At 72.2% G+C, this 20,418-nt stretch carries 19 protein-coding genes; 6 read left to right on the forward strand and 13 right to left on the reverse strand.

Translation table 11 applies throughout. The annotated features are described in order from the left end of the window. Positions 1-110: 110 nt before the first annotated feature. From ACIBK8_RS07625 to ACIBK8_RS07650, 6 genes are all read right to left on the reverse strand, one after another. On the reverse strand, positions 111-1,055 hold the full coding sequence (locus tag ACIBK8_RS07625) for a sirohydrochlorin chelatase (protein WP_399040690.1): 945 nt from the start codon (positions 1,053-1,055) through the stop codon (positions 111-113). A 95-nt stretch (positions 1,056-1,150) separates the two neighbouring features. Further along, a complete protein-coding gene (locus tag ACIBK8_RS07630) occupies positions 1,151-2,176 on the reverse strand; it encodes an N-acetylglucosamine kinase (RefSeq protein WP_399040691.1) in 1,026 nt (341 codons plus the stop codon). Continuing rightward, positions 2,169-3,239 (reverse strand): phospholipid scramblase-related protein, encoded by a 1,071-nt coding sequence (locus tag ACIBK8_RS07635; protein WP_399040692.1) that lies wholly within the window; start codon positions 3,237-3,239, stop codon positions 2,169-2,171. The genes ACIBK8_RS07630 and ACIBK8_RS07635 overlap by 8 nt, the downstream gene beginning before the upstream one ends. A 22-nt stretch (positions 3,240-3,261) precedes the next feature. After that, positions 3,262-3,939: a uracil-DNA glycosylase gene (locus ACIBK8_RS07640; RefSeq protein ID WP_399040694.1), complete on the reverse strand. Its 678-nt coding sequence runs from the start codon at positions 3,937-3,939 to the stop codon at positions 3,262-3,264. A 105-nt stretch (positions 3,940-4,044) separates the two neighbouring features. Then, positions 4,045-5,130 (reverse strand): WD40/YVTN/BNR-like repeat-containing protein, encoded by a 1,086-nt coding sequence (locus ACIBK8_RS07645; RefSeq protein ID WP_399040695.1) that lies wholly within the window; start codon positions 5,128-5,130, stop codon positions 4,045-4,047. A 227-nt stretch (positions 5,131-5,357) separates the two neighbouring features. Next, complete coding sequence (locus tag ACIBK8_RS07650) at positions 5,358-6,461, reverse strand: NADH:flavin oxidoreductase/NADH oxidase (protein WP_399040697.1); 1,104 nt, start codon at positions 6,459-6,461, stop codon at positions 5,358-5,360. 272 nt (positions 6,462-6,733) lie between these two features. On the opposite strand from ACIBK8_RS07650, the gene ACIBK8_RS07655 reads away from it, so the two are divergent. After that, complete coding sequence (locus tag ACIBK8_RS07655; RefSeq protein WP_399040699.1) at positions 6,734-7,390, forward strand: DNA polymerase ligase N-terminal domain-containing protein; 657 nt, start codon at positions 6,734-6,736, stop codon at positions 7,388-7,390. 105 nt (positions 7,391-7,495) lie between these two features. Here the strand turns inward: ACIBK8_RS07655 and ACIBK8_RS07660 are convergent, their stop codons facing one another. The 4 genes from ACIBK8_RS07660 to ACIBK8_RS07675 form a co-directional block, all read right to left on the reverse strand. Further along, a complete protein-coding gene (locus ACIBK8_RS07660; RefSeq protein WP_399040701.1) occupies positions 7,496-7,969 on the reverse strand; it encodes a DUF5709 domain-containing protein in 474 nt (157 codons plus the stop codon). Between the two features lie 32 nt (positions 7,970-8,001). Then, the gene (locus ACIBK8_RS07665) at positions 8,002-8,655 is read right to left on the reverse strand and encodes a phosphoribosyltransferase (RefSeq protein WP_399040702.1); all 654 of its coding nucleotides are present in this window, start codon (positions 8,653-8,655) and stop codon (positions 8,002-8,004) included. Positions 8,656-8,726: 71 nt separating this feature from the next. Then, positions 8,727-9,143, reverse strand: coding sequence for a DUF2795 domain-containing protein (locus tag ACIBK8_RS07670; RefSeq protein ID WP_399040763.1), 417 nt, complete (start codon positions 9,141-9,143; stop codon positions 8,727-8,729). A 307-nt stretch (positions 9,144-9,450) separates the two neighbouring features. Next, on the reverse strand, positions 9,451-9,993 hold the full coding sequence (locus tag ACIBK8_RS07675) for a type 1 glutamine amidotransferase domain-containing protein (protein WP_399040703.1): 543 nt from the start codon (positions 9,991-9,993) through the stop codon (positions 9,451-9,453). 855 nt (positions 9,994-10,848) lie between these two features. Here ACIBK8_RS07675 and ACIBK8_RS07680 point away from each other — a divergent pair. Further along, positions 10,849-11,703 (forward strand): VOC family protein, encoded by an 855-nt coding sequence (locus ACIBK8_RS07680; RefSeq protein WP_399040704.1) that lies wholly within the window; start codon positions 10,849-10,851, stop codon positions 11,701-11,703. Between the two features lie 166 nt (positions 11,704-11,869). On the opposite strand, the gene ACIBK8_RS07685 is transcribed toward ACIBK8_RS07680, so the two are convergent. Then, positions 11,870-12,058 carry a DUF6381 family protein gene (locus ACIBK8_RS07685; RefSeq protein ID WP_393681098.1) on the reverse strand — a complete coding sequence of 63 codons (189 nt, stop codon included), beginning with the start codon at positions 12,056-12,058 and terminating at the stop codon, positions 11,870-11,872. Positions 12,059-12,408: 350 nt separating this feature from the next. Between ACIBK8_RS07685 and ACIBK8_RS07690 the strand changes: the two genes are divergently transcribed. Next, positions 12,409-13,227, forward strand: coding sequence for a SigB/SigF/SigG family RNA polymerase sigma factor (locus ACIBK8_RS07690; RefSeq protein ID WP_399040705.1), 819 nt, complete (start codon positions 12,409-12,411; stop codon positions 13,225-13,227). Between the two features lie 345 nt (positions 13,228-13,572). Further along, positions 13,573-14,457: a hypothetical protein gene (locus tag ACIBK8_RS07695; protein WP_399040706.1), complete on the forward strand. Its 885-nt coding sequence runs from the start codon at positions 13,573-13,575 to the stop codon at positions 14,455-14,457. Between the two features lie 21 nt (positions 14,458-14,478). On the opposite strand, the gene ligD is transcribed toward ACIBK8_RS07695, so the two are convergent. Then, on the reverse strand, positions 14,479-15,393 hold the full coding sequence (gene ligD / locus ACIBK8_RS07700) for a non-homologous end-joining DNA ligase (protein ID WP_399040707.1): 915 nt from the start codon (positions 15,391-15,393) through the stop codon (positions 14,479-14,481). A 1,138-nt stretch (positions 15,394-16,531) separates the two neighbouring features. Between ligD and ACIBK8_RS07705 the strand changes: the two genes are divergently transcribed. Continuing rightward, positions 16,532-18,922, forward strand: a complete 2,391-nt coding sequence (locus ACIBK8_RS07705) for a phosphoketolase (protein WP_399040709.1) — start codon at positions 16,532-16,534, stop codon at positions 18,920-18,922. 55 nt (positions 18,923-18,977) lie between these two features. Here ACIBK8_RS07705 and ACIBK8_RS07710 read toward each other — a convergent pair whose 3' ends face one another. After that, a complete protein-coding gene (locus tag ACIBK8_RS07710; RefSeq protein WP_399040764.1) occupies positions 18,978-19,592 on the reverse strand; it encodes an endonuclease in 615 nt (204 codons plus the stop codon). Positions 19,593-20,013: 421 nt separating this feature from the next. Here ACIBK8_RS07710 and ACIBK8_RS07715 point away from each other — a divergent pair, with 421 nt between their 5' ends. Beyond that, positions 20,014-20,397 carry an ArsR/SmtB family transcription factor gene (locus tag ACIBK8_RS07715; protein ID WP_399040710.1) on the forward strand — a complete coding sequence of 128 codons (384 nt, stop codon included), beginning with the start codon at positions 20,014-20,016 and terminating at the stop codon, positions 20,395-20,397. Positions 20,398-20,418 lie beyond the last annotated feature (21 nt).

Raw genomic sequence — 20,418 nt, forward strand, 5'->3', positions numbered from 1 at the left:
CGGGAACGCGCGAGGGCCGCCCCGCGCCCTGCGCGAAGCGGCCCTGCGAAGCGCTGCGAGCGCTACAGGTGTCCCCGTGCCGGGCCCCGACCCCGACTCGACGACACGCCCTAGCGAGCCGGTGTGCTCTGGCCCGCCGGCCGGAGGGTGATGCCCACCGAAGCCGCGTAGTTCGACAGCACCAGCCGGCCCACGGCGCCGTACGCCCCCAGGGCCTCGGCCGACGCACAGCCGGCCTCCGCGGCAGCCGCCCCCAGCAGCCCGTCGGAGATCTCAGGGCCGATCAGGTACGGCGCGAGCGCCAGCTGCCGCGAGCCGGACCCGCGCAGCTGCTCAGCCGTACGCGAGATCGCGCCGTCCTCGTCCAGCGCGGCGGCCAGCACCGGCACCGCAAGACGGGCCGAGAGCAGCATGCCGGTGATCCCGGCGGCCTGCACGGCCTCCTCGCCTCCCACGGTGGCCAGGATGATGCCGTCGGCCGCGGTGGCGACCGTGAACAGCCGCGCGCGGTCGGCGCGTGCCAGACCCGCCTCGGACAGCCGGACGTGCAGCGCCTCGGCGAGCAGCGGGTGCGGGCCGAGCACGTCGGTCAGTTCGGCGCCGGAACCGCTGTTCATGATGGCCTGGCGTATGCGTCGCAGCAGCGAACTGTCCGGCCCTGCCAGCAGCGGCACGACCACCGCGGCGGGCCCGGTCTGGCCGGTGGCGCCGGTCCGCGCCTTGTGCTCGGCACCGGCCTGCGCCAGCACCGCCTCCAGCGCGGGGAACTCCGCGTCGCCCCCGTCGACGTACCCGATCCGGGCGTCGAGGCCGGGCAGTTCGGAGCGGGCGATGCTGGAGACCTCGTCCGCCAGGCTGCGGGCGGCGGACGTGGGGGTGCCGGGCACGGCCAGGACCAGGACGGGTGCGTCCTCGGGTGCGGCGAGCGGCTCCGGCTTGCGGTGGCGGCCGGACTGCCGCGGGCGCGGCATACGTACAGGCAGGCCGGGTGCCGGGCTCAGGGAATCGTCGTCAAAGCGGGGCGAGCCAGGTGCGGGCCCAGTGGGGGAACTCATGGCGCCGCATGCTAACGCCTCGGAGTACCCCGGTGCCGAGGGAGGGTTCGGTCAGGGGGCATCCGTCCCGATTTATCCCGCGCGTCTTGGTGGCTTCAGTCCGCCACAGGCCGCGTGATCTGCAACAACTCGCCGTCGGCCGGCAGCGTCAGCTCCTCGCGGGCCAGCGCGGCGGCGAGGGTCAGCGCACCGTCGAGCGGACTCCCCGCGGCCGGGGTGAAGGCGACCCCGGGAAGCCGCGCGGCGAGTGCGGTGCGCAGCGGGCCGAGCAGCGGCTCGCCCATGCGGAACAGCCCGCCGGTCCACGCCACCGTCCGTGCGCCGCCCGCCGGGCAGACCGCGGCTGCCGCATCGGCGATGTGCCGTGCGGCGTCCCGCAGGATGCCCGCCGCGACCGCGTCGCCGTCCGCGCAGCGCGCGACCAGCGGGGCGAACGACGCCAGGACGGCGGGCCTGTCGGGCCGTGGGTAGAGCTTTCCCGGCAGCCCGCCTATCGGCCCGAACTCCGCCTCGGCGCACGCCAGTAGCGCCCGCGAGCCGCCCGTGCGTCCGTCATGGGCGCGCAGCGCGGCCTCCAGACCGGCCCGGCCGATCCAGGCGCCGCTGCCGCAGTCGCCCAGCAGATGCCCCCAGCCGTCGGCCCGCCACCAGCTTTCCGCCGCGTCCGAGCCGAGCGCGATCAGGCCGGTGCCGGCGGCGATGACGGCACCGGGCCGCTGGCCGAGCGCGCCGGCGTACGCGGTCACCGCGTCGGCGGCCAGCACCAGATGCCGGGTGCCGAAGGCGGCGGCCAGCGCCGCGGGGAGTACGGCTCGCAGGTCCTGCCCGAGCGCGCTCATCCCGGCGGCGCCGACGCAGACGGCGGCGAAGCCGTCCGCTCCGGCGGTGAGCCGCAACTGCTCGGCGGCGGGCAGGAGTTGGGACAGCATCTGCTGTGCGTCGATGCCGCGCGGGCCGGTGCGCACCGGCTCGTCCGACGTGTACGTGGCCGACGTCCCGGCACGCGGGTCGGCCGCGGGTGCGACGGCGATCCGCAGCCCCGAGCCGCCCGAATCGACGCCGAGAACATGGCGGCCGGGTACGGCGGATCTGCGCTCCGCGGTGCCCGGCGGCTCAGCCAAGGCCGCGGGCGTCCTGCTTGAGCGCGGTGTCGACGGTCAGCGCCGTGGCGACGACCAGGCTGAGCAGCGGGTCGGGGAGCTGCCGGTGGATCTGGAGCACGTAGTTGTCCGCCGTGGTGAACATCGTCTTGGCGAGACCTTCCCAGGTCTTGGTGATCCGGGCGACCTCGGTTTCGGTGTGGTCGACGATCGCGAAGTTCCAGGCGCGCCAGTTCTCCGCCTTTATGGCGCCGATCTGCTGGCCGTTGACCATCATCCCGAAGTTGATCTTGCCGATGGCGTTCTGCTGCACGATCTCGCCGACCGGCTGGCCGTCGGGGCGCTGCACGATCACCTTGGACTTGAGGATCTTCGCGGGCCGGGTCAGCACCAACTGCGGCTGCCCGTACGCGTCCCGGATCTCCAACTTGTGGGTCATGTACTGGTCCAGGCTGGAGACGACCCGCAGCACCTTCTTGGCCGTGCTCTGACCGACCTGGACGACCGTGCCGAGCGTGTTCCCGTGCTGGTCGAAGACGCTGTACTCGTTGGTGACCTCGATGAGCTTGGCCTTCTGGTTCACCACCAGGACCGGCTCGGTGAACAGGCTGCCGCCGCCGGGACCGCCCGGCGCCACCCCTGCCTGCTGCTGGACCTGACGCTGCACAGCCTCCGGCCGGCCGCCGGGCGCTCCCGGCGCGTGCTGGGGCGGGTACGGCTGCGGCATCGGCTGTCCTGGCGCCTGCTGCGCTGGCTGCCCCTGCGCGTAACCCGGCTGTGCGTGCGGCGCACCGGCAGGCTGTCCGTACGGTGCCTGCTGCTGCCCGTACGGCGCCTGTCCCTGCTGGTGGGGGGCCTGCTGGGGCGCGGGCCCCGCGGCCTGCGGGGCGGCCTGGACCGGCTGGGCGGGGGCGGGCTGCTGCTGGGGGACCTGCTGAGCGGCCGGCTGGGGCTGCTGCGGCTGGGCCCGTTGAGGCTCGGCGTGTGTGTGCTCGGTCCATCGGGCGCCGTCCCACCAGCGCAGTTGGTGGGGGGTGCCCTGCGGGTCGGCATACCAGCCCGCAGGGATGTTCGCGTTCGTCATGCCGGAACAGTACCGCCCGGCCTCAGGGCAGCTGCCAGTCCACCGGCTGGGCTCCCTGCTGCGCCAGGAGGTCGTTGACGCGGCTGAAGGGACGGGATCCGAAGAACCCGCGGTCGGCGGACATGGGGGAGGGGTGCGCGGACTCGACGGACGGCAGATTGCCGAGCAGCGGACGCAGGTTGCGCGCGTCACGGCCCCACAGGACCGCGACGAGCGGGCGGTTGCGGCCGACCAGCGCGCGGATCGCCTGCTCGGTGACCTCTTCCCAGCCCTTGCCCCGATGCGCCGCCGGTTTGCGGGGCGCGGTCGTCAGCGCTCTGTTCAGCAGGAGTACGCCCTGTCTGGTCCAGGGGGTCAGGTCGCCGTTGGACGGCCGGGGAAGGCCGAGGTCGGAGTGCATCTCGCGGAAGATGTTCTCCAGACTCCCGGGCAGCGGTCTGACGTCCGGCGCGACGGAGAAGCTGAGCCCCACCGCGTGTCCCGGAGTCGGATACGGGTCCTGTCCGACGATCAGCACCCGTACGTCGTCGAACGGTTGCTGAAAGGCGCGCAGCACATTGCTGCCTGCCGGGAGATAGGTGCGTCCCGCGGCGATCTCCGCCCGCAGGAAGTCGCCCATCGCGGCGATCCGTCCGGCGACGGGCTCAAGTGCCTTGGCCCAGCCCGGTTCGACAATGTCTTGTAGAGGTCGTGCAGCCACGGGATCACCCTACTGGCCCAGCGCCCTCCCGTATCAATCCATGACGTCCCTCCCGCTCCCCGGCCCGCTCCGGCCCTTGCGCCGCCGCTTCTCCCCGCCGCTCGCTCACGTCACCGCCGCCGCCCGTACGCACAGCACATCGGGCAGGTGCGAGGCGAGCTGCCGCCAGCTCTCGCCGTCGTCCGCGCTGGCGTAGACCTCGCCGTTGCGGTTGCCGAAGTACACCCCTGCGGGGTCGGTGTCGTCGACGCACAGGGCGTCCCGGAGCACCGTGCCGTAGTGGTCCTCGTCCGGCAGGCCGTGGGTGAGCGGTTCCCAGCCGGCCCCGGCGTTTGTCGTGCGGTACACCCGGCACCGGTGGCCGGCGGGCACCCGGTCGATGTCGGCGGTGATGGGGAAGAGGTAGGCGGTGTTCGCGGCGTGTGGATGGGAGGCCACGGCGAAGCCGAAGTCGGACGGCAGCCCCGCGCCGATGTCCGTCCACCGGACGCCGGCGTCGTCGCTGCGGTAGACGCCCCAGTGGTTCTGGAGGTACAGCCGGTCGCGGTCCACCGGGTCCTGGGCGATCTTGTGCACGCACTGGCCGAACTCCGGGTGCTGGTCCGGCAGGAAGACCGCCTTCACGCCGTTGTTCGACGGCTCCCAGCTGGCCCCGCCGTCCGTGCTGCGGAAGACACCGGCCGCCGACGCCGCGACCGTCACCGCGTCCGCGTCCCGCGGGTCCGTGATGACGGTGTGCACGGCGAGTCCGCCGCCGCCCGGCATCCAGTGCTTCCGGCTCGGGTGGTCCCACAGCGACCTGACCATGGTGAAAGTCTCGCCGCCGTCGTCGGACCGGAACAGGCCGCCGGGCTCCGTACCGGCGTAGACCACATCGGGGGCCGCGGGCCCCGCCGGGTGCAGTTGCCACACCCGCTCCAGTGAAGTCCCGGTGTATTCCGGGTACTTGACCGCGGGTCTGGTCGGTTCCTGCCAGCTTTCGCCGAGGTCGTCGGAGTGGAAGACGGACGGGCCCCAGTGCGGGCTGTCGGCCCCGGCCAGCAGCCGGGGCGCCGCGCGGCGGGTGTCGATCCCCAGGGAGTACACCGCCTGCGCGGGGAAATGCGGGCCGCTCAATTCCCAGTCGCCGCGCCGCCGTCGGCCGACGAAGAGCCCTTTGCGGGTGCCCACCGCGAGTAGTACGTCAGTCATGCCCCTACACCTCCGGGACGCCGTTGTCTCAGATGCCGTCAGTCTGCACCCGACCACTGACAACGGCGTCCCGGAACGGCATCGGCGCAGGTCACACGGCCATGCCCGGCCTGCCGCGCGCGCCGGGCACGCGCGGTTCCGGTCCGGGCGAACGGCGGCGGTGAGGCCCGCCTTCATGCGGCGGGCGCGCGCCGCACCGACCGCCGGTGCGACGCGCGCCCACCGCCTCAGACGGCCCGCTGGTACTGCTCCGGCACGCGGATGCCGATCCCCAGCTCACGGGCCGCCTGAAGCGCGAAGCTCGGCGACCGCAGCAGTTCCCGGCCGAGGAGTACGGCGTCGGCCTGCCCGTCCGCGATGATCTTCTCGGCCTGCTGCGCCTCGGTGATCAGGCCCACGGCCCCCACCGGCAGCCCGGCCTCCTTCTTGACCCGCTCGGCGAACGGCACCTGGTAGCCCGGCACCGCCTCGATCCTGGCGTCCGGCGCGTTGCCGCCCGTGGAGGTGTCCAACAGGTCGACGCCGTGCGCCTTCAGGTCGGCCGCGAAACGGACGGTGTCGTCCGCCGTCCAGCCCTCGCGGGCGTCGTCCTCGTTCTCGGAGAGCCAGTCGGTGGCCGAAATCCGGAAGAAGACCGGCAGTTCGTCGGGCCACACCTCCCGTACGGCGTCCACGACCCGCAGCGCGAAGCGCGTCCGGTTCTCGTAGGACCCGCCGTACTCGTCGGTGCGCCGGTTGGTGAAGGGCGAGAGGAACTGGTTGATCAGGTAGCCGTGCGCGCCGTGCACCTCGACGACGTCGAAGCCGGCCGCGCGGGCCCTGCGGGCGGTGGCGGCGAACTGCCCGACGATCTCGTCGATCTGCGCGGTGGACAGCTCATCCGGGGTCTGCGAACCGTCGTCGAACGGCACCGGGCTCGGGGCGACGGGCGTCCAGCCGTACGGCTCGTCGGAGCCGATCGGGGCGCCGCGGTCGACCCACATCCGCTCGGTCGACGCCTTGCGGCCGGCGTGCGCGATCTGGATGCCGGGGACGGTTCCCTGCGACTTCAGGAAGGCCGTGATCCGCCGGAACGCCTCGGTCTGGGTGTCGTTCCACAGTCCCAGGTCGTACGGGCTGATGCGGCCCTCGGGGCTGACCGCGGTCGCCTCGGTGAGGATGAGTCCGATGCCGCCTGCCGCGCGGGCCGCCAGGTGCTGGAAGTGCCAGTCACCCGGCACCCCCTCCATGGGGCCGTCGGGGGCCGCCGAGTACTGGCACATGGGAGCCATCCAGATGCGGTTCGGGATGGTCAGCGACCGAAGACGGATGGGCTCGAACAGTGCGCTCACGGCTGGCTCCTGTACCTCACGACGTGCGGACTCCGATCGAGCCCGCCCTCATACGATAAGCGCCGTACTACGTCAGGTGTCAAACTACGATGCTTCTCGTACGAGCCGCGCCGTCACGCCGGAAGCCCCCGGTCGGCGCGACAGCGGGACCGTGCCCCGTGCGCTCTCCCCGTCCTGCGGTAGCCGCGCCCGTGCACAAGCGCAAACATGGCCGTGAGGCGAGGAACGAACGGACGCCTCGGTCCCGGAACGGGCGCGGAAAGGGGACGGACGTGGGCGAGAAGGCCGGCACGGGGGACGACGGCGCCGCCGACAGCCTGGCGGCCTACCACCGCAAACGGCACTTCGACCGGACGCGTGAACCGCGCGGCCGACGGGCGCCGTCCGGCGGTCAGCCCTGCTTCGTCGTGCAGATCCACGACGCGCGCCGGATGCACTTCGACTTCCGCCTTGAGGTCGACGGCGTCCTGAAGTCCTGGTCGGTGCCGAAGGGCCCGTCCGCCGACCCGCACGACAAGCGCCTCGCCGTGCCCACCGAGGACCACCCGCTGGACTACCGGGAGTTCGAGGGCGTCATCGCCCCCGGGGAGTACGGCGCGGGCCCGGTGATCGTCTGGGACCAGGGCACCTACCGGCCACTCCCCGGCAAGCGCAAGGACCGGGCGGGCAGCTTCGCCGAGGCCCTGGAGCGGGGACACGCCGCCTTCTGGCTCGACGGGACGAAGCTGCACGGCGGCTACGCGCTCACCCGGTTCCGCACCGGTGAGGAACCGGGCGACCGGGAATCCTGGCTGCTGGTCAAGGAGAACGACACCCACGCCGCCCACCACGGGGCACCCGATCCGAAACGCGCCCGCTCCGTACGCAGCGGCCGGACGCTCCACCAAGTGGTGACCGACGCCTCCGAAGGGCGCGAGGACGGCAGGTGAGCGACCCGGTGAGCCACAGCGGGTCAGCCGGTCGGCGTGCCTGCTGATCCTGTTGCGTCTGCTGCTCCTGGAGGCACGCCACGAGGACGCACGCCCCGGGGCGGCTCATCTGTCGTCCGCGCCCCCGACGGTGGTGTCCGGGCAGACGTGGACCGCGGCCTCTTCGGCCGACGCGGCACCGCCGTCGATACCGACGTCGTGGGCGACGATGTCGTTGGTGTGCCGCGGGTAGCCCTCGTCCGCGCCGACCAGCCGCCCGGCCCGCTCGTTGCCGACCTGGTCGTCGAACGCCTCGCCGTCGCTTTCCAGCAGGTCACCGATGCCGTCGCCGTCGGGCACGGTGACGTCAGGCGTCTCCTCGGCCAGCCGCTGGTCGAGGGTTTCGCCGTCGTGCTGCTCCTGCGCCGTCGTCCCGCGGTTCACCGCGAGCGGGTGCTCGGGCGGCGAATAGCCCTCGTCGAGCATCTCGTCGAGCCCCGGCTCGTCGAGGGCATCCTCCATATCCAGATCGTCAGGATTGTCCTGGGGATCGGACGCGGAGGGCTGATACACCTCGTCGCCCATCGCGTTGTCGGACATGCCGCCCTCCTTCTCCGGGTACGCCGGTGGCCTCACGCTGCGGTGCCGGTCCCACGCAGAATGCTGATGACTTCCGTGTCCTGCACCTGGTCGAAATCGAGATACCACTCGCCCACCGCGTGGAAATGCTGCGGCTGGTGCACACAGACAACATCGTCCGCCTCCTCGCGCAGCGCCGCAGCCGCAGCCGCGTCACCCACCGGAACGGCGAGGATCAGGCGGGCGGGCCGCAGCCGCCGCAGATGACGCAGCGCCGCGCGGGCCGTGGCCCCCGTGGCGAGCCCGTCGTCGACCAGCAGGACCACGGCGCCCGTGACGTCCAGCGGAGGCCGGTCCGCCCGGTAGGCCGCCTCGCGCCGGTGCAGCTCGGCCCGTTCCCGTGCGACGTCGGCGGCGAGCCGCTCCTCGGTCAGCCCGAGTACGGTCAGCGCCGCCGCGTCGAAGACGGGCGGTTCGTCGTCGGCGAGGGCTCCGACGCCGACCTCGGGCATGCCGGGAACGCCGATCTTGCGGGCCACGAGCACATCGAGCGGGGCCCCGAGCGCCCGCGCGACCTCCGCCGCCACCGGGACGCCGCCGCGCGGCAGCGCCAGCACCAGAGGGGCGGTGTACCCGCCGGTCCGCATCAGCGCGAGACACCGGGTGGCGAGTGCCTGCCCGGCATGCCGACGGTCGAAATACCGCATGGCGCGCCGCACCTCACTCTCTCCGCCTCCGTGTACGGGCGGCCGACCGGCGAGCGGAACCGGCCGCCGTGTCAGCTCCGGCGGTGTTCCGTCGCGAGTCCGAGGGATTCGGCGATGGTCTGCACATTCGGGTACAGCTCGCCCGCCGGCAGCCGCTCCGCGAGCGCGACCAGCCGGTCCGGCGCATGGTCCCGACGGAGTTTGTCGACGACGGTGGGTTTGTCGGCCGGGTAAATGCTGCGGCCGAGGTGCTGGGCGAGTTCCGAACGTATGCCTACGTCCTCTTCCGTCATGCCGAGCGGAGTTCCGCCCCGGAATACGGTGTCGGGGGCGCGGGCCACATCCGGCTGGTCCTCACCCGCGGGCTGGAGTTCCCGTTCCTCCACCGCCCGCAGTGACCGGTCCGCCGTCAATTCCGCCCGCAATTGCTTCTTCATCACGTCGTCCCGGGCGGGCCCGGTCTTGTCCGCACCGTGTTCCATGACCATGGTTTCCTCCGGATTCACCAGAACTGAATTGAATTGCTGCCGTCGAGTGCTGTCCCGCTGTTACGGGCGGGGACATTCCGTTTGCCTCACGGGCCGACGCAGGACGTGTCACGCGCACTCCGGATCCAGGGGCCGGGGGACTGCCTCACAGCTCCGCGGCCCGGCATCTCCGTGGTGCGGTGTCCACGGCCGGTGCGTCGTCCCTTTCACCGGGTGCCCGTTATTCTTTCTCGCTAACGCCGTGTTCCGGCGCCGTTGTTGGGCGGGCCCCAAGGCGGCGTGCCATCCGCACACCGCAGGTTCCGCTTCACCGTCGTCCGGCGCCCAGCTCGTTCACGAGCGTGGTGCAGAAAGCCTTCAGATCGCCTGGCTTTCGGCTGGTGACAAGGGTGTTGGGTCCGTCGGTGCAGACCTTCACCCGCTCATCGACCCAGGTACCGCCGGCGTTCCGGATATCGGTCGCCAGACTGGGCCACGAGGTGAGCGTACGGCCGCGCACCACATCGGCCTCCACCAGCGTCCAGGGGGCATGGCAGATGGCCGCGACCGGCTTTCCCGCCTCGAAGAATCCACGGGCGAAGGCGACCGCCCGCTCATCGGTGCGCAGCTCGTCCGGATTGGCCACGCCGCCGGGCAGCACCAGGCCGTCGTAATCATCGACCCGTGCCTTGTCCAGCGTCCGGTTCACCGTAAAGGTGTCCGCCTTGTCCAGGTGGTGGAAGGCTTGTACGGACCCGGGAGCGGTGGATACCAGGTGCGGTACGACACCGGCGTCGACAACGGCCTGCCACGGTTCGGTCAATTCGACCTGCTCAACCCCTTCAGGGGCCACCAGAAACGCGATCTGCATGCTGTCCGTCCTCTCGGTGGTCCATCATTCCGTCCACTCAGGGCCGCATTCCCACCGCATCCCGCGACATTCCCTCCGGGCGCACACCGGACCGCCCCAGGCGCACCTCGGACAGTCGATTTCCGTCACGCATCCCGGCCATTTCCGACGGCACGCGCCTGCTCTGCCCTTCGGCCGACCGACGCACGTCACCCCGAACTGAGAGGAATCGCGATAATCGCCGCCGATATCTCTTCCGGGCCCAGCGTCCCGACGAGCTGCTCGACGGTTCCTGAGTTCGCCCCCGAGACTCTGCGCCCTTGCCCGAATGCATCCATCGGACTCCGGATACGGCGAGATCGCATCCCGGCACACGGCACGAACCGGCGGGGCCGGCAGGCCACCGGGCGGCTCGGAGCAACCGCCGCCCAGCGGGCCTGAGCGGCGTACCGGCACCGGGCCCAAGAGCGCCCCGGTGCGGGCCCGTTCCTGGGAACGGGCGGCGGCGCGCAGGGGTTCCTGCTCGCCCGGGAGCAGCAGGGGATCCCGGGGGTGAGGCGACCGCCGACGAGGACGGAGCTTCCGCCAGTCGGGCGACGGGGAGCCCGTCGTGAACGGTCACCGGGTAGCGGGAATCGGGGCGGACACGACTGGGCGGACGGCCCGCTCGCGCGAGCGGGCCGCGCGCAGGCCGGGGGCGTACCGTCGAAGACGGGCCCGCGCTCCTACCGGGCGGCGTGCGCAGACGGCGCGTCCAGATACAGACATGGCATCCCGTGCCACTGGGACGCTCCCCGCGACGGCACCCGCCGCACCACAGCAGAGGCCCACCGGCACCAGCCCTCACGGCCCCGTCCGGGAAGGGAGACGCTCACCATGACGACCGCAGAACATCGCTCACCTGTCGGCGGCGGGCACCTCGTCCCCGTGCACGGCGCGCCCTGTTGGGTGCACCTGATGTCCCGCAACCTCCAGGCGGCCCAGGACTTCTACGCCGACGTCCTCGGCTGGCGCTTCCGCCAGGGGAGCCTGGGCGACGAATTCTGCGTCGCGCTGGACGGTGGACGGCCGGTCGCCGGGATGGCACAGCTCTCCGACAGGCTCCGGGGCGCCGTGGCATGGACCCCGTACTTCGCGGTCGACAGCGCCGACGACGTCGCCGCGCGGGTCAGGGAACGCGGCGCCACGGTCGCCGTCGGCCCGCTCCAATTCGGCACCGGGCGGGCGGCGCTGGCGGCCGACCGCGACGGGGCCGTCTTCGGCGTCTGGGAGGGCCAGACGCTCCGCTGGTCGGTCGGCCACGGCAGCGCCCCGGTCTTCCTGGAACTCCGCACCCGCGACGCGTTCGCCGCCGCCATCTTCTACGCGGAGATCTTCGACTGGGCCACCACGGAGCCGGGCGGCTGCGATGTCACCTACGAGCACGACCAGGTCATCGTCCGGCAGGAGCGCCACCTGGTGGCCGCCGTGCGGGGCGGCGGCGTGGAGGAGGCGCCCGACCCGCACATGCGGCCCCGATGGCACGTGCACTTCCGGGTCAGGGACGTCGAAGCGGTGATGTCCGCGGCGGTGGCGGCCGGTGGCGCGGTGCGGTCGACGGCCCCGGTGGCTGGGGGTTCCGGCCGCCGGGCGGTGATCTGCGACCACGAGGGTGCGCTGTTCACGGTGACCGACGCGGCGCAGGAACAGGTGCATGAGCAGGCGTCGGTGGCCGACGGCGGGGGCCGGTGACCTCGCGGAACAAGGGCGCTGAACTCTCCGTACGCCACGCCACGCTCACGCTCCCCGTTCGCCTCACGCACCACACGTGACCGGCGGCCTCCGTTCCCAGGTCCGCTGGGACGGAGGCCGCCGGATGGTGCGCGTGCTCACGGCGGGGCCGGAGCGGTGGAAGCGATCAGAGCGAGGGGTGGATGTCCCCACTGCCCATGCCGCTTTCCTGCTCGCTCCTGCTCTGCAGCTTCCGGGCCTTCTCCTTGAGCCGCTTGCGCTCGTCGGGATCGTTGGTGCGCTGTGCAGCGTCTTCCAGCTGCTGCGCCTTCTCGCGCATCTGCCGGAGCCGGCCGCGCGTTTCGTCGCCGCTCATGATCACTCCTCGGATGGATGGGGTGGCACCCTTCAGCGAACCAGGGCACACCCGCTTCGGCACCTCGAAAACGCTCCGGCCGTCCCGGTCACCCTGTGTAGCCCCGTTCCGGACGACCCGAGGGTCGCATCCCGCCGTCCCAGCCCGCTCCCATCCTCGTCCCGCAGCGGCGAATTCCCTGCTCAGAGGCCATTCCGCCGTCGCCGTCCGCCCCCGGTCACGACCCTTGTCGCGCACGCTGCCCGACTGTTGCAGAGTAGAAGGCACAAAACGGGAATCAGGCGAAGGAACGGGCAGACCGGACGGGCTGCCGCAGCTGCGGGACCACCGATCGGAAGGCGGTGTGCAGGATGACTTCTCCTACCACGCCCGGCCGGAATCCGGCGTCTGCCCGACCCGGTCGGCATCCACAACTGGATCCGGACACCGGTGCGGCCTTCGACGAACTCGCCACCTTGCCGGACGGCCCCCACCGGAAGCGGCTGCGGGAAGAGATCGTCTGCGCATGGCTGCCGATGGCCCACCGCCTGGCCAGGCGGTACAGCGGTCGCGGCGAGAGCGACGAAGACCTGCGTCAGGTCGCCGCCCTCGGCCTGCTCAAGGCCATCGACCGCTTCGACCCGCAGGCCGGCACCGCGTTCGGAGCCTTCGCCGTCCCCACGATCATCGGCGAGATCAAGCGGCACTTCCGTGACGACCTGTGGGCCGTGCACGTCCCGAGGCGCGCTCAGGAACTGCGCGCCCAGGTGCACCGCGCCCGGGTGGAACTCTCCGTACGCCCAGGACACGCAGCGATCACCGTCCAGGACGTCGCGGCCCACACCGGCATGTCCTACGACGACGTGCTGATCGGCCTGGACGCGCAGAAGACCTTCACCGCCCTCTCCCTGGAGCGCCCGCTCGGTGGTGATGGCACCCAGCAGACACTCGGCGACCTGGTCGGCCAGGAGGACCCGGCCCTGGGGCTCGTCGACGACCGGGAGGCCGCAGCCCCCGGCCTGCGGATGCTGCCGGAGCGCGAGCGCCGCATCCTCTACCTGCGGTTCTTCATGGGACTGACGCAGAGTGAGATCGCCTCCCGCGTAGGTGTCTCGCAGATGCACGTCTCCCGGCTGCTCCGCAGATCCTGCGACTACGTACGCGAGCAGGCCCTCGCCCCGCAGCGCTGACGCCCGCGTCTCTCCTGACGCTTTCGCTTGCGGACAGCAGCCTTTCCACGCGTCGCGACGTGTCTGCAACGCACCGCACCGCATTCGGACCGGTTCACGGTCTGAACGGGCCGGGGCGGCGAGTTCCCGCAGGCACCCGGAAAACTTCCCGGTATCGCGCCCCGCCCGAACTCCCGCCGTCTCAGGGTGATCCCCGAGCCTTCCCTGACCTTCGCCGATACCCGTTCCGGCGCGACGTACGCGGCGGTAGCGTGCAAGGCGATGGAACTGCGGAGACGCACACGAGCAGGGGGGCGGGGAGTCGTGCAAGGGCAAGCGCAGAGGCAAGAGGACGGTTACGCGCAGGTGTCGCGGCAGGCGGCACGGGCGCTCTGGTTGCTGACCGAGCCGCTGCACGCGGTCAGTTACTTCGACGAGGGTTGCCGGGGTCTGGGCAAGGCCATCGGCCTCAAGGGCTTCTGGATGGGGTACTTCGCCGCCCGCACGGCTCCGCTGGGCGCCGTGGACGCCACGCTCGCCACAGCGATGCTCGGAGTCTTCGCCCCCGGAATGCTCGCCGGTTCCCTGCCCGCTGCCTGGGAGACGGCCGCCCCGGCGCGCGTCCTGGACGCGCGGGCCCGTAGCGCGGCCGGCGCCCTGCGCGCGATAGACCCCGCGGTGGAGGCGTCCGCGGCCCGGGTGACGCCGGCACTCCGGGTGATAGTGGAGGACGCGCCGGCCATCGCCCGCCCGCTGTTCGCGGCGAACCGGCCGCTGTGCGACCGCGCCGACCCGGTGGAAGCTCTCTGGCAACTGGCCACCGCACTACGCGAGTTCCGAGGGGACGCCCATCTGGCCGTACTCGCCGACCACGGCTTGGACGGATGCGAGGCGCTGGTGCTCGCCGTCGCCTGCGGCAGGGTGCCCGGGGACACCATGCGGCAGGATCGCGGGTGGAGCGAGGAGGAGTGGGCGGCAGCGCAGGAACGACTGCGCTCCCGTGGTCTGGTGGACGCGTGGGGCGGCGCGACGGAACGTGGCGTGGCGGAGCGGGCGCGGATCGAGGACTCGACGGACCGGCTCGCGGCGAGGCTGCTCCGCCCCCTCCCGGAGGCGGAAATCGACCAACTCTTGCGGGAGTTGAGACCCATGGCCCATCGCGTCCTGGCTGCCGGAACCCTGCCGTTCCCCAACCCGATGGGCCTGCCCGCTCCCGAAACGGACGGTTCGGGCGTGGACTGCGGGGTGTGAGGACGGGCCGGAGAGGCGTCGTCAGCGCAACGCGTCGAGCCGCTTGCGGGCGGTGCGCAGGGAGTGCCCGTGGCGGAGCACACCCGCCCAGGGGTCGGACCTGGCCTGCGTCAGCACCGCTTCCACGTCGCGCAACGACCAGCTCCGGGGGGTGAGTTCGGGATCGTCGAGCAGGTCCCAGGCGATCGGGGTGGCGATGGGCCCGCCCGGCTTCGCCCGCACGGACCAGGGAGCGACGGCGGTCTGCGCGTAGCCGTTGCGCTGCACGTCGAGATAGAGGCGGCCACCGCGGGCGTCCTTGCGTACCGCGGTGGTGAGGTGCTCGGGATGACGCTGTTCGAGCACGTCGGCCATGTCCTTCGCGAGGAGACGGGAGGTGTCGAAGTCCGCGTTGCCGGTGAGCAGGATCGTGATGTGCAGTCCTTTGGACCCGGTCGTCATCAGAGTGGCCGGCAGGCCGAGTTCATCCAGGAGACCGTGGACCTGCCGGGCGGCGCGCCGGACCGGTTCGAAGTCGGTACCCGGCGGATCCAGGTCGAAGATCAGCCGGTCCGGGTGTCCGGGGCGGTCGGCACGAGCGGGCCAGCGGTGCAGGGTGATGCATGCCTGATCGGCGAGGAATATCAGGGTGGCCGTGTCGTCGCAGACGGTGTGGGTGACCGTACCGCCTTCCTTGCCGACCTCGGCCCGCCGGATCCAGTCCGGGTAGTGATCGGGGGTGTCCTTCTGCATGAAGTGAGGGCCGCCCAGCCCCTCGGGAAGACGCTCCAGCATCAGCGGCCTGCCCCGCAGGTGGGGGAGCAGGTATGTCGCCACCTGCCGGTAATAGCCGACGAGATCCGCCTTGGTGAAGCCGTCGTCGGGGAACAGCACCTTCTCCGGCCGATGGATCTTCACTGTGCGGCGGCCCGCCCGCACCTTCTCCGTGTCGTTCATGCGGGCCGGGGTACCCGTTCGGCGGGATCCTAAGCCCACGGGCGAGGGGGCGCGGTACGAGCTGTGACGGGGGAGGCGCCGTGCGGTCCGGGCCAAGAGAGCCGACCAGCGCGGCCGGTCTGAAGACCTGAAGAGGAGGGCTCGCGAGAGGAGGGGCTGAGGGCCGGAGCTGAGGCGGCGGAGTCGAGGCGCCCCGTGTACGTGTGGATCGCCGGGCACCGGGAAACCGGGAGGGACGGCCCGCTAGACACCCTGCGTGCTGGACCGCTTCCGGTACGTGTGAGCGGCGTGGCGAGTGGCTCCGTGATAGGGGTCGAAGGCCGCGAAGCCGCGAGGTATCGCAGGGAGGAAGGAAGAACGATGAACACCGAACCGTCTCCCGGAGGGCCGGCCCCCGTGCCCAGCGGCCCGAGCCCCATACCCCGCGAACCCCAGCCCCGGGGACCACAGCCCCCTGATCCGGACCAGCAGCCCGGCAGGGATCCCGCCCCCCGACCGGACCCCAACCCGGACCGCGAACCGGAGCCGGAGCCGGACGGCGTGCCGGAGCCTCCTGACTGAACCGGATGGGGCGGATGACCTGGACGGGCCGGATGGGGCGTACCGGCCGAACCAGCCGGACCGGCCGAGCCAGCCGGACCGGCCGGACTGGGCGGACGGGCCTCCGGAGCCGGGCAGGCCCTCCTCCGGAGCCGGGCAGGCCCTCGCTCCTCACCCGGACCCGGTCTCGCCGCCCCCGCTGGACGAGCAGAGGCGCGACTCCGTCCGAGTTGTGGCCGCGACCCACCTGGCACAGGGTGGAACGGATGGACCGACGGCCGGATGGCCGGGCGTGGGCCCTGGTGCGGGCGCCCGTCGACCACGTGGTCCGGACCGAGCAGGTCGGTTGCGACTTCTCGGCTACCTCTGACCACTACTTCCCGTGCTCGTACTTCCTGTGCCCGTACTTCCTGTGCTCGCAGAGCAGGGACACGCGCCGTACACCTGGAGCGTCATGGGCGCACCGGCGCAGCCCGCACCACACATTCCGCTGATGACGTACGTGTATCTGTCCGACGAAGCGATATCGCCCCGACGCTCCCCCCCGCGCACACCCCCACAACGCGGCCGGCCAACCGGCCCCCAGGAGATGACCCCCATGCCCACCGCACAGGAGACGGCCACCGTGGCGAGCGCCCTCGGCCCTGCGGAGCTGGGGGAGTTGCTGGCGCATTGGCGCGCGGCCAACTACCTGGCTGCCGGGCAGATCTATCTGATGGCCAACCCGCTCCTCCAGGAGCCGCTGCGCCCTGACCACATCAAGCCGCGCCTGCTCGGCCACTGGGGCACATCGCCCGGCCTCAACCTCGTGTACACGCACCTCAACCGCGTCATCAAGGCCCGTGACCTGGACGCCCTGTGCATCTGGGGGCCGGGACACGGCGGCCCGGCCGTCCTGGCGAACTCCTGGCTGGACGGGACCTACTCGGACACCTACCCGGACGTGAGCCGGGACGGGGCGGGCATGGCGGAGCTGTTCCGGCAGTTCTCGTTCCCCGGCGGGGTGCCGAGCCACGTCGCCCCCGAGACCCCCGGGTCGATCCACGAAGGCGGCGAACTCGGCTATTCCCTCGCCCATGCGTACGGTGCGGCGTGCGACAACCCCGGCCTGCTCGTGGCCTGCGTGATCGGTGACGGCGAGGCCGAGACGGGACCACTCGCGGCATCCTGGCACGCCAACAAGTTCCTCGACCCGGTGCACGACGGCGCCGTACTGCCGGTCCTGCACCTCAACGGCTACAAGATCGCCAATCCCACGGTCCTCGCCCGCATCCCCGAAGGCGAACTCGACGCGCTGCTGCGCGGCTTGGGCCACGAGCCGGTTCACGTCACCGGCGACGACCCCGAGACGGTCCACCGCGCGATGGCCGCCGCCATGGACCTGGCGCTGGACCGCATCGCCCGCGCGCAGCGCCGCGCCCGTACGGAAGGGGCCACCGAACGCCCCCGCTGGCCCATGATCGTGCTCCGTACGCCCAAGGGGTGGACCGGCCCTCGCGAGGTCGACGGGAAGCCCGTCGAAGGCACCTGGCGCGCCCACCAGGTCCCGCTGCCCGATGTCCGCGAGGATGCCGGTCATCTGCGGCAGCTGGAGGCATGGCTGCGTTCCTACCGGCCCGAGGAACTCTTCGACGCCGAGGGCCGTCCGCGGCCCGGGGTGCTCGCCTGCGTGCCGGACGGCAACCGGCGCCTCGGCGCGTCCCCGCACGCCAACGGCGGCCTGCTCGTACGCGACCTGCCGATCCCGCCGCTGGAACGCCATGCCGTGCGCGTTGAAACCCCCGGCAAGGAGCTGCACGAACCGACCCGGGTGCTCGGCGGCCTCCTGGAGAGCGTGATGGCGGCGACCGCCGCGCGGCGCGACTTCCGCGTCGTGGGCCCGGACGAGACCGCGTCGAACCGCCTGGAGGCGCTGTACGCAGCCACCGGCAAGGCATGGCAGGCCGAAACCGTCGCGTCCGACGAGCACCTGGCCCGCGACGGGCGGGTCATGGAGGTGCTGTCCGAGCACCTGTGCCAAGGGTGGCTGGAGGGCTACCTCCTGACCGGCAGGCACGGGCTCTTCGCCAGTTACGAGGCGTTCGCGCACATCGTCGACTCGATGGTCAATCAGCACATCAAGTGGCTCAGGACCGCCCGTCGCCTGCCCTGGCGCCGTCCCATCGCCTCCCTCAACTACCTGCTCACCTCGCACGTGTGGCGCCAGGACCACAACGGCTTCTCCCACCAGGACCCCGGCTTCGTCGACCACGTCCTCAACAAGAGCCCCGAGGTCGTCCGCGTCTACCTGCCGCCGGACGCCAACACCCTGCTCTCGGTGGCCGACCACGCGCTGCGCTCCCGCGACTACGTCAACGTGATCGTGGCGGGCAAGCAGCCGGGCTTCGACTGGCTGACCCTGGAGGAGGCCCGTGCGCACTGTGCCCGCGGCGCCGGCGTCTGGGAATGGGCGGGCACGGAGGACGGCAGCCGTGACCCCGACGTCGTGCTGGCCTGCGCCGGCGACGTGCCCACCCAGGAAACCCTCGCCGCCGCTTCCCTGCTGCGCCGGCACCTTCCGGACCTTGCGGTCCGGGTTGTCAACGTCGTGGACCTGGCACGCCTCCTCCCGCACGAGGAACACCCGCACGGCATGCCGGACTTCGAGTACGACGCCCTCTTCACCCGGGACAAGCCGGTCATCTTCGCTTACCACGGCTATCCCTGGCTGATCCACCGCCTCACCTACCGGCGCTCCGGGCACGAGCAGCTGCACGTGCGGGGCTACAAGGAGGAGGGCACGACGACCACACCCTTCGACATGGTGGTCCGCAACGACCTCGACAGGTACCGGCTGGCGATGGACGCCGTCGACCGGGTGCCGGGCCTCGGTGGCCGCGCGATCGCCGTCCGCCAGGCCATGGCCGATGCCCGCACCCGGCACCACGCCTGGATACGTGAGCACGGTACGGACCTGCCGGAGGTCGCCGAGTGGACCTGGGACGCCTGACGGGAACGCGGGCGCGCCCCGGCACGGACGCGCCCCTACGCGGCCCGCCCACGCCTCAACCGCTCGCCTCCCGCACGTCATCCACCACATGCTGGTCGAGCGCCGCCCGGACGAGCCCGGCCGCGAATCCCGCGATCTCCTCGGCGCCGACCAGCCGGGCCAGCTTCGCCGCGTCATCCGGCAGCCCCAGCCGCCCGGCCCCCTGAAGGGCCTTGCCGTCGAGGAACGGTGCGAACTCCTCCCACACGCCCTGCACTTCACGTACGAAGATGGCGGACCCCGCGGGACCGATCCCCGGCACGTCCTGAAGCGCCCCGCGCAGCGCCGCTCGGTCGCCGTCCGACGCCTCCCGCATCCGCCGCAGGTCGCCCCGGTACTCGTCCCTCAACAGCTCGGCCGCGGTGCCGAGTTGGGTCGCGGTGCGTTCGTCGTAGCGCCGATAGCCGCCCTCGCCGAGTGCGTCGACGCGCTGCTGCCAGGTGGCCGACGCCATCGACCGCGGCGCCCGCATCCCCGCGGCGAACAGCTCCCGCGCCGCCGCCACCGCCACCGACGCCCGGATCCGGGCGCTGAGCAAGGACGACAGCACCAGCAGTTGGTACAGCGGCTGCGGAGTGTCCCGCATGCGGATGCCCGTCTCCGCCGCGTACGTCCTGCCGTGCCGGTCCATGAGGACGCGGGCCACGGCCCGGTGCCCGGCCGGGCTCACGGCGCGCCCCCGGACGATCGCACCACCCCGCCGGCCGCCGAGACCCGGCGCTCGGGCCCGTCCGCCGGCCGTCCACTGCGCGAGCCGATCACCACGTCATCACCCCTCGTTCGCGTACGTCCGCCGCCTTCGCGGGTGTCCCGCTTCCGTTGTCTCACAGCCCGCCCTGCTCGCGCGCGTCGGCGAAGCGCCACGAGGAGGGGCCTCGCGGATCATCGGCGAAGCAGTCGGCGCCTCAGCCGAAGGCCGGGCGCACACCGCCGCGAGCAGCGGTTTCTCCGGCCCCGCGGGGCGGCGGGCCCCGAACTACGACACTCCTCGTACAATGGGGTGCGGGCCTTCCATCCCGCCAGAACCTCGTAGCCGCACGTCAGGAGCCGCCATGCAGACCGATACGACGCCTGCCGACGCCCCGAGCGGCACGCCGACCGGCTCGCGGGTGCTGGAGCACCCACGCCGCGAGGCGATCCGGCTCGCCGATGTGCTGCACGCGCTCGCCGACCCGATGCGACTGCGCATCGTCTGCCGGTTGGCCGCGGCCGAAGGGGAGCTGAACTGCGCGGACATCGAACTCCCGGTGAGCAAGTCCACCTGCACCCACCACTTCCGCGTGCTGCGTGAACACGGCGTCATCCAGCAGATCTACCGCGGCACCGCCAAGATGAACGCGCTGCGCCGCCAGGACCTCGACGACCTCTTCCCCGGACTGATCGACGGCATCCTCCGGGCCGCCGACCTCCAGGCCGAACGGCTGGGCGACGCCTGACCCACGGGACGCCCGGCCCGC

This window comes from Streptomyces sp. NPDC050161, from assembly GCF_044460025.1.
GTDB lineage: Bacteria > Actinomycetota > Actinomycetes > Streptomycetales > Streptomycetaceae > Streptomyces.